Here is a 13895-nt window from a genome sequence, read left to right as displayed (position 1 = left end):
CCTCATCTGATTTTAATTTTTCCCTCGGCAGTTCGCTCATCTTGCTCCCGTAGGCTAATGCTCGAAGGCTGTCTCTGTCTCCGTACTCGGCAGCCTTCTCGATGTCGCGAGGAATAACAAGAGGTTCACGAACATGCCACTCGGTTTTGGAATCGTATTCAGAGGACTTTACAAACAGTATGGGCACACAGTGATCGTGTTGTTGAGATTTCTGGACATCGCGATGCTGCTGGCCGCTGCTTGGGTCGCCTTTTATTTCTGGCATCAGAAGCCGGTCATCGATCAGGACCATAGGGTCGTGATCGCTCTCGGCATTCTGGGAGCCATCATTTTCTTCGAGATCGGGCAGATTTATCGCCCGTGGCGTAACGACGCGATGCGGGGGGAACTGGTCCGCATCCTGCGAGCCTGGCTATTCACCTTGATCTCGGTCGTATCCATCGTCGCCCTGGTCCGCTTGCATGTGTGGCTTGGTTCCAGCTATCGCTGGATCGCGACCTGGGGCGTGCTGGGCTTTCTGTTCGTCGTTCTCTCGCGAGCGGTGCTTTCGCGCGTGCTCCGGATATTGCGCGCCCGCGGCTGGCAGCAAGGCCGGATCGTGATGGTCGGGCTGAACGAGATGGCGATCGCCGCGAGCCGGCAGTTGAACGAATCGCCGTGGGCCGGTTTGCAGGTGATCGGTTATGTCGACGACCGCGCCAATCCCAGAGGGCTGGCCGGAGATGTTTCCCTGCCTCGGCTCGGCGGGCTCAAGGATCTGGCGTCCCTGGTGACGCGCGAAGCCATCGACGAAGTCTGGGTTGCGTTTCCGTTCAAGGGCGAGTCGCGCGCGGAGCAGGTGCTTCACGAACTGCGTCATTTGCCGGTCAGCATCCGGCTGGTGATCGACTGCTTCGCTTTCAAGATGAGCAAGTTCCTGAATCTGAACGAAGTCGCCGGCATCCCGACGCTCGATATTTCGGTGTCGCCGTTGCACGGCATCAACCGCTACATCAAGGAAATCGAAGACCGTCTGTTGGCACTCGTTCTCCTGATCCTGGCAAGCCCGGTGATGCTGTTCATCGCCGTCGGGGTAAAACTCAGCTCGCCGGGGCCGGTGTTCTATCGACAGGAGCGGGTAGGTTGGAACAATCGCTCGTTCGTTATGCTCAAGTTCCGGTCCATGCCGATGAACGCGGAGTCGAAAACCGGTCCGGTCTGGGCGAAGCCCGGCGAAAACCGCGCCACGCCGTTCGGGGCCTTCCTGCGCAAGAGCAGCCTGGACGAACTGCCGCAGCTCATCAACGTACTCATGGGCGACATGTCGCTGGTGGGTCCGCGGCCCGAGCGCCCGGATTTCGTGGAAGTGTTCAAGGATCAGGTGCCGAACTACATGAAGAAGCACATGGTGAAGGCCGGCATCACCGGCTGGGCGCAAGTGAACGGCTGGCGCGGCGACACCGACCTGAACAAGCGCATCGAGCACGATCTTTATTACATCCAGAACTGGTCGGTCTGGTTCGATCTGGAGATCGCCATGAGAACCGTCGTGTCCGGCTTCGTCAACAAGAACGCCTATTGATGTGGGCCTTGCGGGAAAGGGGTAAGCATCCATGATTGCATCGTCATTTTCGAATTCGTTGGTCGGGAAGCCGGGGGCGCTGGCCGGGATTCTGGCGCTGTGGCTGTCCGTTTTTCTCCCCGGCTGTTCGCTGACCCCCGGCATGGATATGAAGCGGGGCAGCGATATCTCGGACGCGACCGTGCCGGTCATGAAGGACGGCAAGCTGGTCAAGGAGAAGGTCAAGATCGTGCCGATCACCGCCGATTTGATCATCGAGCGGGAAAACGCAAGACTGCAAGACGCCAGCAAGCTCACCCTGCCGAGCTCGGAAGCGGGGGCGGGGCCGTACCGGGTCGGGCCGCACGACCGATTGCAGATCACGGTTTGGGATCACCCCGAGCTCAACGATCCGGGCGGAGAGAAGATTCTGCCCGAACTGGCGGGCAAGGTCGTTCAAGATGACGGCACGATTTTCTACCCCTATGTCGGCACCGTTCACGTGGCGGACAAAACCGTGTCCGAAATCAGGGATCTGTTGAGCGAGGGGCTTTCCAAATATTTCAAGAAGGTCAAGCTCGATGTCCGCGTGCTCTCGTTCGAGGCCCACAAAGTTGCCGTGGTCGGCGAGGTGAAACATCCGGGGGTCCAGTCGATGGTGGATACGCCGCTCAATGTCGCGGAAGCCATCAGTCGCGCGGGTGGCGTGACGGCGGAGGCGGATTTGAGTCACGTGACCTTGTCGCGCGGGGAAAAGCTCTATCCGATCAACCTCCAAGCCCTTTATGAACAGGGCAATAACGGCCAGAACTTGCAACTGATGGACGGCGACGTGCTGAACGTACCCGATCGCTACCACAGCAAGGTCTTCGTCACCGGCGAAGTGGGGCGGCAGCAGGCGCTGCAAATCCACAAGGGCAAAATGACGCTCGCGCAGGCTTTGTCGGAATCCAACGGAGTCGACTTCAATACCTCCAACACGGAGGAGATTTACGTCATTCGGGCCGGACAGACCAAGCCGGAAATTTTTCAGCTCGACGGAGAATCGCCCGATGCCATGATTCTGGCCGAACAATTTTCGCTGCAGCCGCACGACATCGTTTTCGTGGGTACGGCGGGTGTCACTCAATGGTCGAGGGTACTCAACCAGTTGCTGCCGTCGTCCTTTAGCCAGGTCATGACCCGAGGGGCGTTTTATGGGTTCTAGCCCGGTTGCCGGAAGCGCTTCGTCTTTCGACTTCTCTCCCGAAGCAGAACCCGCAGTAGGTCGGGAATCCTTTCCCGACGCTAATGGATACTACCGGCACCTTCGTCGGCAAAGGGTTGCCGACCTACAACTGACGGTTCGTAGACCGAGATAAGCCTGGCCGGCGTGAAATCGAAGGGGCGTTTGTTGTTCCCGGCAAATGGCTTCGAAGATACGAATGGACTTCAGTCTCTTTCAACCGAATCGATATGTGGATTGAGTCATGAATATGCACGGACATAACGAGATTAGCCTGCTCCCGCCGCCGAACCTGTCGCGGATCGAGGAGCCGAGCGTCAGCATCAGGGACTATGTCGATCTGTTGCTCGAAGGCAAGAAAACCATCCTTCTGACATTGCTTTCGATATTGACGGTGACGGTGGTCTATCTGATCTTCGCGCCCCGCACGTACAAGGCGGATGCCCTGTTGCGGATCGACAAGAACAAGGCACTGCTCACGGCCCCGCTCCGCAGCGAGGCCAGCAAGTCTCCGGCCGAGGCCGAAAATCCGAGGGCGCAGCGGGAGGTCGAAATCCTGAGATCCCGTTCGGTTCTCGGCAAGGTCGTCGACGGTCTGAATCTGACGGTGGAGGTCACGCCCAGGTATCTTCCTCTGATCGGCGAGACGCTCGCGCGCTGGCACGATCCGCATGACGGCGTGGCCGGCGCCTGGTGGGGCTTCAACCGCTGGGCCTTCGGCGGCGAGAGGATCAAGGTCGCCGAGTTCACCGTTCCCGATCGGTATCTGGGAAAAGACTTCACCCTGATCGCTCTGGACGGCGGGCGCTTTCAACTGCTCGACCCCAAGGGAGAACCGGTGGGCGAGGGACGGGTAGGCGACAGCGTCGAGATCGATGTGGGCGAAGCCGTACCGGTCGTGATCAAGGTTTCGGAACTCAAGGCCCATCCCGGCACTTATTTCGATCTGACCCGGGAAAGCCGACTGACGGCCATCGAAAAACTGAAGAAGGCGTTCACCGTCAAGGAAGCCTCCAAGGATACGGATATTCTCAACGTCGAACTCAAGGGGCGCGAGCCTGAGCAGCTCGCCAAATCGGTCAACGACATCGCCACGACCTATGTAAATGCGACGGTGAACTGGGAATCGGCGGAAGCCGGGCAAAAATTGGCCTTCCTCGAAAGCCAGTTGCCTGTCGTGAAGGAGCGTCTGGAACGGGCGGAGCAGGCATTGAGCGCATACCGGCAGCAACACGGCGCGGTCGACATCTCCGCCGAGGCCGAGGTGCTCTTGAAGCAGGCGGCGGAAATGGAAACCCTGGGCATCCAGCTCAGACAAAAGTACGAGGAACAGACCCAGCGCCTTACGGACGCGCACCCCGACATGATGGCGACCAAAGCCCAGATCGGCCGGGTCGAGCGCAAGCTGGCGGACCTCAACAAGCGGATCAAGGAGCTGCCGCGCACGCAGCAAAACATGGTGAGCCTGTCGCGCGACGTGCAGGTCAATACCGAGCTGTATACCTCGCTGCTGAACAGTGCCCAGGAACAGCGCGTGGCCGCCGCGGGATCGATCGGCAATTCCCGTATCGTCGATTTTGCCGTTATCCCGGAAAAACCGCACTGGCCTAAGCCGATGCTTCTTATCGCCATAGCCACGGTGCTGGGCATGACCTTGGGGGCGGCGATCGTATTCCTGCGCAATTCGCTGCAGCGTCACGACAATTACCCGGCACTGCTGGAATACCGGGTCGGGATTCCCCTTTACGCGGCGATACCGCACAGCAAGAAGCAAAAGCGTCTGGCGAGACTGGTCGATCAGGATCAACCGGCGGTGCTGGCCAGCCAGGCGCCCCACGACATTTCGGTCGAATCGTTGCGCGCCCTGCGGACGACTCTGGAAGCCACACTCGCCAGCGGCGAAAGCAAGATCATCATGATCAGCAGTCCCGCGCCCGGCATGGGTAAATCTTTCGTCAGTTCGAATCTGGCTGCGCTGTTGGCCAGCATCCGGAAACGGGTGCTGATCATCGACGCCGACCTCCGCAACGGTCGGCTGCATGAAGCCTTTTCCGTTCAGAAAGAACAGGGGCTCTCGGATCTCCTTGCCGGTACGGCTTCTCTGGCCGAGACGATCACCAGCCTTCCCGAGGTGGGAGTGGATTTCATCTCGAAGGGGCGGAACGTGTCCAACCCCGCGGAATTGCTGGTGCTTGGCGGCCTGGACGCGATCCTGGAGGACCTGAAAGCCTTCTACAACCACATCGTGATCGACTCGCCGCCAATCCTGGGCGCCACCGACGCCGCCATCATCGGCAAACACGCCGACGCCACCTTCCTGGTGGTCAAGGAAGGACGCTACACCGCGCAGGAACTGGAGGTCAGCTTCCGCCGATTCCAGCACGTGGGCATCAAGCCGAACGGCTTCATCATGAACGACATGAAAGAAGGGTCGTCGTATTACCCGTATTACGGGTATGCGTATCCGAAGGCGGTTTAAAAGGATTTTGGTTTTTTCTAGCGTGAGGAAGCTGGTTGATGTTAGGCAAGCACATAGATGTTCGCCTTCGGCGGGGATTTGTTTTAAAGCGGGGTGCCGCCCCGCACGCGGGCTACGCTGCGAAGTCCGTCCGTGGACTTCGCCCTTCGGGCCAGCGTTCCGCTGTCCCAATTCGCTCCTGGCGAATTGGTCTTTTGCTCGGCCAAAAGAAAGTAGCCAAAGAAAAGGCCGCCCGGTTGCCGCTTGTCTCCTGCACTCCTCACTTTCGGCGAGAGGCGATCGAAGGGCCATCCTTGGCCCCCGATCGCCGCGCAGAATCCATTCTGCGCCCCTTACGGGTTATTCCCGCCGAAAGCTCCGGTGCTCGGCGCGGCAAACGGGAGGAAAACACACGTCCTTGTCCGCTTAAACAACTCTATCCACACTCCACTGGCGAGATCGGCGATCGCCTCACAGTAGCCTGTTTCGGGATTGAGCATTGTTCGATAAAAAGGATTTCGGTCTCCTTCCCGTATGGCGACCCCGAGCATCGGAGCCTCGGACCGGAACAGCCTGAAGGGGCGCGCGAGGGATCGCGCGCGGCGACCGAGGGACAGGGATGGCCCTTCGGTCGCCCCCGGTCCGAGGCGAGAAGCGCAGGATTAGGGGCGCCATTCGGGCGGCCTTTCTTTTGGGTACTTTTCTTTGGCCGCACAAAGAAAAGTATCTCGCCGGCGGGGTGAGACCCGCATCCAAATAACCCGCCGCATTAGCGGCACCATTAAAGAGAGCTTTGGTTGGCACTGCAAACAGCCAAGAAACTTTATAAACGATGAAAATCCGACTCGAAAAAGACCTACCCGTACTTCTGATCGCTCTGGTGAGCGTGTCGGCTCTTGCCTCGCTGCCTCAGGTCGAATCGGCGTGGAACGGGGTCAAGGAGGTTTACGGAGAGCAGGATTTCGGGTTGCGCATCTTGCGCGAAGTGATGCTGGTGGTCGTGGTCGGCTATGCGGCGCTGGAACGGCGGTTCTGGAACGGCGCGGCGACCGGTTCGATGTTCGCTTTTCTCGCGGTGGTCGCGAGCTATGCGCTGTTCGAGGTCGCCTACGCGCTGTTTCTGGATTTGCCGCTGGTGGTGCCGATGTCGGGGCTTCGCGTGTTCGAATACCTGCCGCTGGCGCTGATCGGCTTCATGACGGCGCGGCTGGGCGCGGCCGAGACGGTTATTCTGAAGTTCACGTCTTACCTTCGTTATTACATCGTCCTGCAAGGCGTGTTGGCCATTGCCCAGGCGCTGTGGGCGCCGCCTCTGGTCGGCGTGTCGATTCTGGGCGGCGGCCGTCCGTTCGGCACTTTCGTCAGTCCCAATCTGTTCGGCGCGGCGATGTCGACCTGCACACTTTTCTTTGCGCTGGCCGAAGCCCCAAACGTCCGGAAATGGATGTACGCGACCACCTTCCTGGCCTTGCTGAGCGGCTCTCGGACGGCGCTGCTCAGTTCCTTCCTGGTTCTTTTCTTTCAGTTCTTTTCGAAGGTCCGTCCCCGCGACCGCTGGGCCCTGGTTCTGCCCGCGCCGGCGCTCGCGGTTGGTGCACTGCTGTTGGCTTCGAGTCCGCTGCTGAGCGGCCGGGACGATGCCGATCCCACGCAGGACGGCCGCATCGCGCTGTGGCAAAGAATGCTGAGCAACAATATCAATGACATGCCGGATCTTCTGTTCGGCTGGGGGCTCGGGCTAGGTTCCAACACCATCAACGTTTTGTTCGGCGCCGAACATTTTCCGGGGCAGTTCGATTCTGACAGCCTGTATCTTTTTCTGCTCAACGGGTACGGCTTGATCGGCCTCTTGGCTTATCTGGTGTTCGTCTGGATGTCCGCCAAAATGTCCGGTTATCCGCAAAAGGGATTGGCGATGACCTTTATCGTCGTGGCGGGTCTGCCGTTCAATCTTTGGGAGTATTTTCCCCAGAATGCGATGCTGATGTTCCTGTGGGGCGCGGTCGTGGGGACCGCGCGTGCGCCGAATTTACAGCCGTCGCGAGCGACGGCGGCGAGTTACCGCGGCTATGGCGAACAAATCCGTTAAACCCTCGTCGGGACGGCGAATCTTCGGAGACGCATCTTGGGCATTGCTCGGCCAGGTTGGGTCGGGCGTGGTGCTTCTTTTGGGCACCCGGATCATCACCGAATTGGTTTCGCCCGAGGTTTACGGCCAGGTCGCCTTGCTGACCGGCATCGTGGCGCTCGGCGTCGGCATTTTTGCCTATCCGTTTATCTGTGCGGGAATGCGTCTGCTGCCGGAGTGTCTGGAACCGGGCAAGCGGTCGGCGTTGCACCGGGTCGTCCGCGGTCTGGCCGCGCGTTCAAGCACAGTCGCCGTGTTTTTTCTGGCGTTCGGAGGGGCGGCGTACAGCCAGATGACCGGGTTGGATCCCTGGTTGTTCGGGGTCGCTGCCCTGCTTTTTTTAGCTACCGTGCGCCGGGAAATAGGATTCCAATTGTTGATCGGCGAACGCCGGCAGCGCGAAGCCAGCCTTTGGCAGACCAGCGACGGCATTCTGCGGCCGCTGTTCGCCATTCTGCTGGTGTGGTACTGGGGGCCGAACGCCGCCTGGGTGCTTCTGGGTTACGCCTTTGCCAGCATCGCCGCGAATACGGTCTGGTCGTTCGTTCACAGGCCCAAACGGAGCAAAAGGATCCGGCATCGTCCGGCAGTTCTGCGGAACCTAAAACGGGACGTCAGGGCTTATGCGGTGCCGCTGATTCCGATGGAACTCTTGTCCTGGTTCAGCGGCCTGGGCGACCGGTATATCGTCGGCTATTTGATGACGGCGGCGGATGTCGGCATCTACGCGGCCGCATACACCCTGACCAACGAGGCGTTCAACCGTAGCGCCATCGTGCTGTTGCGCACTTTTCAGCCGGTGTACTTTCAGCATTTCTCGGCGGGCCGGAAAGAGCAGGCGTTCAAGATCTTCTGGATTTGGCTGGGTTGCGTCGCCGCCATGGGCATAGCGGGCGTCGTGGCCCTGGTGGTGCTGAAAGACTGGGTGGCCGGCTTGCTGCTGGCGGGGAGCTATCACTCCGCGGCCGTACTGATGCCCATCATCGGGGCCGGTTGCGCGCTGCAAGCCTTGGGTATGGTGGCCTCGCAACCTCTGCTGGCGGTCAAGCGGACGCGGCCCTTGCTGGTCGGCCGTTTGTGCGGGGCCATCGCCGCCGCCGTCGCCATACCCTTAATGATTCAGAAATACGGCCTGATTGGCGCGGCCATGGCCGCTCCCGTTTATTTCGGCATCGAGGCCTTCGTCATGGCCATGCTGGCGAGGCCTTGGCGGATGATGGGCGCGGCTCGGCGGGAGGGCTTGTATCCGGAGCCCGAGGCTACAAGTTGTTGAACGGAGCGGATGATCCGAATCTGGAAGATTCGCCTTTCGAAATTGATTTCAACCCAGAAGTTGTGAAAAACCGTAGCGAGCGGCCCGCCTCCGCGCCGACAAATCGGCACGACAGCCGATTTGCACGGCAGTGCCGCCCCCGGAGGGTGCCGCACAGGGAACGTGCGGCATGACAAGCGCAGGCGTACATTGGAGTACGTTGAGCATCGCAGGAGTGGAGGCGGGCCGCGCAGTAGGTTTCTTCACAACCTCGTATTCCATAGGAGTTAGGTAAATGCCCGTACCTCTGTATTTTTTCTCTGATATCGCCTGGGACGAGAGCGATGCGGTGCTGGCATCGACGGGTTCCGCCATATACGGAGACATTCTGCGGGAATGCGTTGCCTGCGGCAGCGAGAATCTACGCTTTTGGCGAAGGAAGCGTTACCAGTACACCCTGGACAGCAGCGTCGAGACCTTTCATATCTGGCGCTGCTCCGATTGCGGTACCGGTTTTCTGAATCGGCCGCCTCATGCGGATTGGCTGAAAACCATTTACCAATACTCGGGCCAAGCGCTTACCGAACCGGTGACGGTCGCGGACATCCTCGCGCGCGAAGCGAAATTCCCCAACATCACGGTCGACGCCGCACGCATGGCGCGCGATGCGGATCGGTATAACGGTTCGGGAAACAAACGAGCGCTGGATATCGGTTCGGGTTTCGGATTCTACACGCAGGCCCTCAGAAGAGAAGGTTATCGCACCGTCAGCATCAATCCCGGCAGATATGAAAATGCCGTTTTCAAGGAGCTCAACGGGGACGAGCCGATACCTCTCATGTTCGACTCCTTTCAGGATTCAGAACCTTATGGGGTAGTCATGATGTCGCAGGTGCTGGAGCACCTTTTGGGACCGGAACAGGCGATCAGGAAAGTATCCGGACTATTGGCACCGGGCGGCGTTCTGGCTTGTGCCGTGCCCAATTTCGAATCGTTTAACGTGAAACTGCTCGGTACTCAGGATAATGCCTGTTTATGGGTGCCGGAACATGTCAATTACTTTACGGAAAAAGGTTTGAGATTACTGCTCGAACATAACGGACTTAAGGTGGTGAAAATGGAACAGACAACCAGAATTCAACCGAAGGCACTGGCAAAACGCATCAAAGCCGGACAGATGTTGTCGTCTTTTCTGGAATCCCTGGTGATAAACCTGCAAAAGCCGTTTTCGCAAGTTGTCAATTCGCTGGGAATGGGCACGTATATCAGCGTATACGCCGTCAAATCGTAGCTGGTTCAACGGAAGAGATGAAATGAATAATCGTATGCTGACCATCGTGATTTTGACCAAGAACGAGGAAGACAATCTCCCCCGTTGCCTGGACGGGATACCCAACCGATACCCCGTCGTGATCGTGGACTCCGGGAGTACCGACCGGACGATTTCGATCGCGAAAGAGCGCGGCTGCACGGTTTACGAAAATCCCTGGCCGGGCTTCGCGGAGCAGCGCAACTTCGCGCTGCAGCGCTGCAATATCCGAAGCCGCTGGGTTTTATTCGTCGACGCGGACGAGATTTATCCGGTTAGATTCTATAACTGGTTCGAATCGCAGATCGCCGCCTCGGATTCGATCGATGTCGTGATGGCGCCGTCGATTCTTTATCTGCGCGGGAAACGGCTCGATTACGCTCCGGGTTACCCGATTTATCATCCGAGACTGGTGCGCAGGGATACCGCAAAATTCGTTACCAATCATACCGGTCATGGCGAGGCCGTGCTCGATACTTGCCGTATTTCGTATTCGCCCATTCCTTACGACCATTATTTCTATCACGGCGAAATCATCGAATGGATGCACAAGCATGTCGGCAAAGCGGCGCAGGAAGTGAGGCTGCATCCCACCGCGGGAGCCGTGATGACGGCGCGCGGCCGCTTGAGCGTTTGGCTCGGGCGCTCGGTATTCAGGATATTCGCCAGATTTCTGTATCACTTCGTACTGCGGCGGGGTTTTTTGGACGGCGCCGCAGGGCTGGAGTTCGCTCTGATGTTCACCTGGTATGAGGCCACCATATACCTGCAAGCAAAGGCGGACGCCAATCGGAAACCGGTTTCTTCGGAGGGCGTGACGCCTTGCTCGAAAGTCATCCTTGAATAAAGGAGGAGGTATTTGCTATGAAGTGCTCACTTATTCTAGCGACGCTTGGAAGGGATATAGAACTGATTTATTTCTTGAATTCATTGCAGAATCAGACTTATCGAGATTTCGAGCTGATTGTCATCGACCAAAACAGAGACGGAAAAATAGATTCCGTCATCGCATCCTGCAAGACCCGCTTTCCGGTAAATCACATAAAAGTGGACTTCAAGGGAAATTCGAGAGCCAGAGATTACGGCATCCGCTTTGCGCAAGGGGATATCATCGCATTTCCCGACGACGATTGCGTTTACGAAAAAGACGTTCTGAAAAAAGTGGTCGAGGAATTCCGGGATAAACCGAACATCGCCATTTTATCGGCCGGTTCTTACGATTTTTCGGAAACCCGGTTCAGTATAGGCGTCAATTCGAAATGGCCCAGATATTTCTCCCAGTTCTATATGATGGGCGTCGAGTTTACCCACTTTTTCAACCTGAAAAGGATGGATCGGAGCGAGTTTTATCTGGATCACGAGTTCGGAATAGGGGGCAAATATCCGGGCGCCGAAGGATTCGAGTTGCTTTACCGGTTGCTGCGCGCCGGAAACAAGGCTTTTTATGACCCGGACATAAAGATATATCATGCCGATAAGGACAATTATAAAGTCGGCACGGACAGGATGCTTTTGTATTCCGCAGGGGTCGGCGCCTATATCCGGAAGTTCACGAACGAATATGATTTGTCGATGCTGTATTACATTGCGAGAAAAATGTTTGTCGCACCCGTGATAAAAATGATGGTGGCCGCGGTATTGATGAATCGGAAAAGGTTCGTTTATTCCTATAACAATTTGATCGGCGTATGGCGGGGCTTTTGCGCATATGGGAGATACGGCCATGGATAATGTGATGGATGTAGGGGTCGTTTCGACGCACATTCCTCCCGCCAAAGGTTATGGCGGCGTATCGGTAACGGCCGCGGTCTTGACCAAGGCATGGGCGGAGTCGGGGCTCAAGATTTCGCTGGTATCCTCCAGCGAATCGATCGACCGCCGGCTGGAACCGTCGGACGTGCGATTGGGCGATACGGTGGAGGTCGGTCTGTACCGGTCTTATGGGTTCAAGCGCTGGGGGTTCGGGCTCGGGGCCATCCCCAAGCTGTTCGGATTGTGCGTCAAGGCGCCGGTCGTCTATATCCATGGCATCGCCACCTGGCCGTCCACGCTTGCGGCCATCTTCTGCGTGCTGCTTAGACGCCGTTTCATGGTTGCGGTGCACGGCGGTCTGATGCCCGAGCACGTCGCCCTGATCCGCCGGCGGAAACCGCACAAGTGGCTGTTCTATAGATGGCTCACGTTTCCCACGTTACGGCGAGCGATCGCCATTCATTGCACCAGCGAGACCGAAGCGGAAGGGGTCAGGAATGTCCTCGGCGAGGATGCCCGCATCCTGCTGGTTCCGAACGGCATCGACAGCCGGGGCGTGACGGTTGCGGATTATCCCGAGGGAGAAGGCATACAGATCTGTTTTCTCGGCCACATTCAGCAGGAAAAAGGCATCAACGCGTTCATCCGAGCCTGGCTCAGGACCCGGCGCGAAGCCGACCGCCTGGTGGTCGCCGGACGCAGCGTGGACGGGGCTTATTTCAAGGAATTTCAGGCTCTGGTCGAGCAGGCCGGCGGGGCCATCCGTTATCGAGGTTATCTCGGACAGGCCGAGGTCGCGGCGCTGCTGGCGGACAGCCATTATCTCGCGCTTCCGTCCGGCCTCGAGGAAACCGGCGGCATGCGCGAGAACTTCGGCAACGTGGTGGCCGAAGCCATGGCCGCTGGACGGCCGGTCCTGGTCGCCAGAGGCTTGGCTTGGGATCATGTCGAAGCCATGGCCGCCGGCTTCATCTTCGACCGCAGCGAAGATTCGGCATGCGAAATCCTGCGCCGGGCGCAGTCGTTGAGCCGAACGGACTGGGAACGGATGTCGGAAAACGCTAGACGGTACGTCGAGACGCATCTCGATCCGGTAAGGCTTGGCGAGCAGGTCTGGCGGGTGCTGAAGGGCTCCAATACGACCGCTTCGTCTCAGGAAATAGCCCTTTGCAGGCCGGAATAAGCTCTTCGACAAGCTCAGGATAGACCCTTCGACGAGCTCAGGACAGGCATCCCGTACCCGGCCGTTTCCCCGGCACAAGACCGTATTCACTCGCATTACTCGGAGTTTTCGCATGACCAAGATCGGCCTGATTGTTCCAACCCTGAATGCAGGCGGCCTCTGGAAAACCTGGCTCGCCGCGTTCGATCGACAAACCCGAAAGCCGGATTGCCGCCTGGTCATAGACTCTTCGTCCAGCGACGACACGGCTGTCCTGGCGCGTTCCCACGGTTTCGCCGTGCATGTCATCGCCAAGGCGGATTTCAACCATGGCGGAACCCGCCAGTTCGGGATCGGCCTTTTGCCGGAAGCCGAGATCATCGTCTTCCTGACCCAGGATGCCTTGCTCGCCGGCCCCGATGCCATCGAGCGCCTTCTGGAAGCGTTTGCGGACGAGCGGGTCGGGGCTGCATACGGACGGCAGCTTCCTCATCGGGACGCCAGGCCGATCGGCGCCCATGCTCGTCTTTTCAATTACCCACCGCAGAGCCAGGTGCGAAGCTTCGATGATCGCCGCCGGCTCGGCATCAAGACCGCGTTCATATCCAATTCGTTTGCCGCTTACCGGCGCAGTGCTCTATTCGCGGTGGGCGGGTTTCCCACCGACACCGTCATGAACGAAGACACCTTCGTCGCCGGAAAAATGCTGCTGTCGGGCTGGAAAATCGCCTACCGCGCGGATGCCCAAGTCCACCATTCGCACGACTATTCTTACGCGGACGAATTCAAGCGCTATTTCGATATCGGCGTGTTTCACGCCCGCACCCCTTGGTTGCAGCAAACCTTCGGAAAAGCGGCCGGCGAAGGTCGGCGCTACGTCCTGTCGGAACTTCGCTATCTCGTGAAAAACGCGCCTTGGCTGATTCCGTCCGCCCTGCTGCGGACCGGCCTCAAGTGGCTGGGCTTCAAAATGGGAAGTTCCTTGCACCGGAAGCTGCCCTTGTTTCTCAACCGGCGTCTCAGCCTGCACCGAGCCTACTGGCGTCGGGCTTTGCCATAACTCCGTTTT

At 58.5% G+C, this 13895-nt stretch carries 10 protein-coding genes; all 10 read left to right on the top strand.

The genetic code is table 11. The features are described from left to right. Positions 1-133: 133 nt before the first annotated feature. The 10 genes from ACR2R1_RS12560 to ACR2R1_RS12515 all read left to right on the top strand — a co-directional run bounded on the left by ACR2R1_RS12560 (position 134) and on the right by ACR2R1_RS12515 (position 13886). Positions 134-1561 (top strand): undecaprenyl-phosphate glucose phosphotransferase, encoded by a 1428-nt coding sequence (locus tag ACR2R1_RS12560; protein ID WP_156880785.1) that lies wholly within the window; start codon positions 134-136, stop codon positions 1559-1561. 31 nt (positions 1562-1592) lie between these two features. Further along, a complete protein-coding gene (locus ACR2R1_RS12555; protein ID WP_205780838.1) occupies positions 1593-2747 on the top strand; it encodes a polysaccharide biosynthesis/export family protein in 1155 nt (384 codons plus the stop codon). 262 nt (positions 2748-3009) lie between these two features. Beyond that, complete coding sequence (locus ACR2R1_RS12550; protein WP_347258247.1) at positions 3010-5244, top strand: polysaccharide biosynthesis tyrosine autokinase; 2235 nt, start codon at positions 3010-3012, stop codon at positions 5242-5244. 811 nt (positions 5245-6055) lie between these two features. Next, positions 6056-7312, top strand: coding sequence for an O-antigen ligase family protein (locus ACR2R1_RS12545; RefSeq protein ID WP_086133647.1), 1257 nt, complete (start codon positions 6056-6058; stop codon positions 7310-7312). Further along, complete coding sequence (locus ACR2R1_RS12540; protein ID WP_434110317.1) at positions 7293-8624, top strand: lipopolysaccharide biosynthesis protein; 1332 nt, start codon at positions 7293-7295, stop codon at positions 8622-8624. The genes ACR2R1_RS12545 and ACR2R1_RS12540 overlap by 20 nt, the downstream gene beginning before the upstream one ends. A gap of 274 nt (positions 8625-8898) precedes the next feature. Then, a complete protein-coding gene (locus tag ACR2R1_RS12535; RefSeq protein ID WP_156880787.1) occupies positions 8899-9894 on the top strand; it encodes a methyltransferase domain-containing protein in 996 nt (331 codons plus the stop codon). A 22-nt stretch (positions 9895-9916) separates the two neighbouring features. Next, on the top strand, positions 9917-10759 hold the full coding sequence (locus ACR2R1_RS12530; protein WP_347258251.1) for a glycosyltransferase family 2 protein: 843 nt from the start codon (positions 9917-9919) through the stop codon (positions 10757-10759). A 17-nt stretch (positions 10760-10776) separates the two neighbouring features. Beyond that, positions 10777-11643, top strand: coding sequence for a glycosyltransferase family A protein (locus ACR2R1_RS12525; protein ID WP_086133646.1), 867 nt, complete (start codon positions 10777-10779; stop codon positions 11641-11643). Then, on the top strand, positions 11636-12847 hold the full coding sequence (locus ACR2R1_RS12520; RefSeq protein WP_434110314.1) for a glycosyltransferase family 4 protein: 1212 nt from the start codon (positions 11636-11638) through the stop codon (positions 12845-12847). The genes ACR2R1_RS12525 and ACR2R1_RS12520 overlap by 8 nt, the downstream gene beginning before the upstream one ends. Positions 12848-12959: 112 nt before the next feature. Beyond that, positions 12960-13886, top strand: coding sequence for a glycosyltransferase (locus ACR2R1_RS12515; RefSeq protein WP_156880788.1), 927 nt, complete (start codon positions 12960-12962; stop codon positions 13884-13886). Positions 13887-13895: the final 9 nt, after the last annotated feature.

The organism is Methylocaldum sp. GT1TLB (genome assembly GCF_051027445.1).
Taxonomy (GTDB): domain Bacteria; phylum Pseudomonadota; class Gammaproteobacteria; order Methylococcales; family Methylococcaceae; genus Methylocaldum.
The sequence above is the reverse complement of the archived record's forward strand: the minus strand, read 5'-3'. Positions and strand labels throughout refer to the sequence as shown.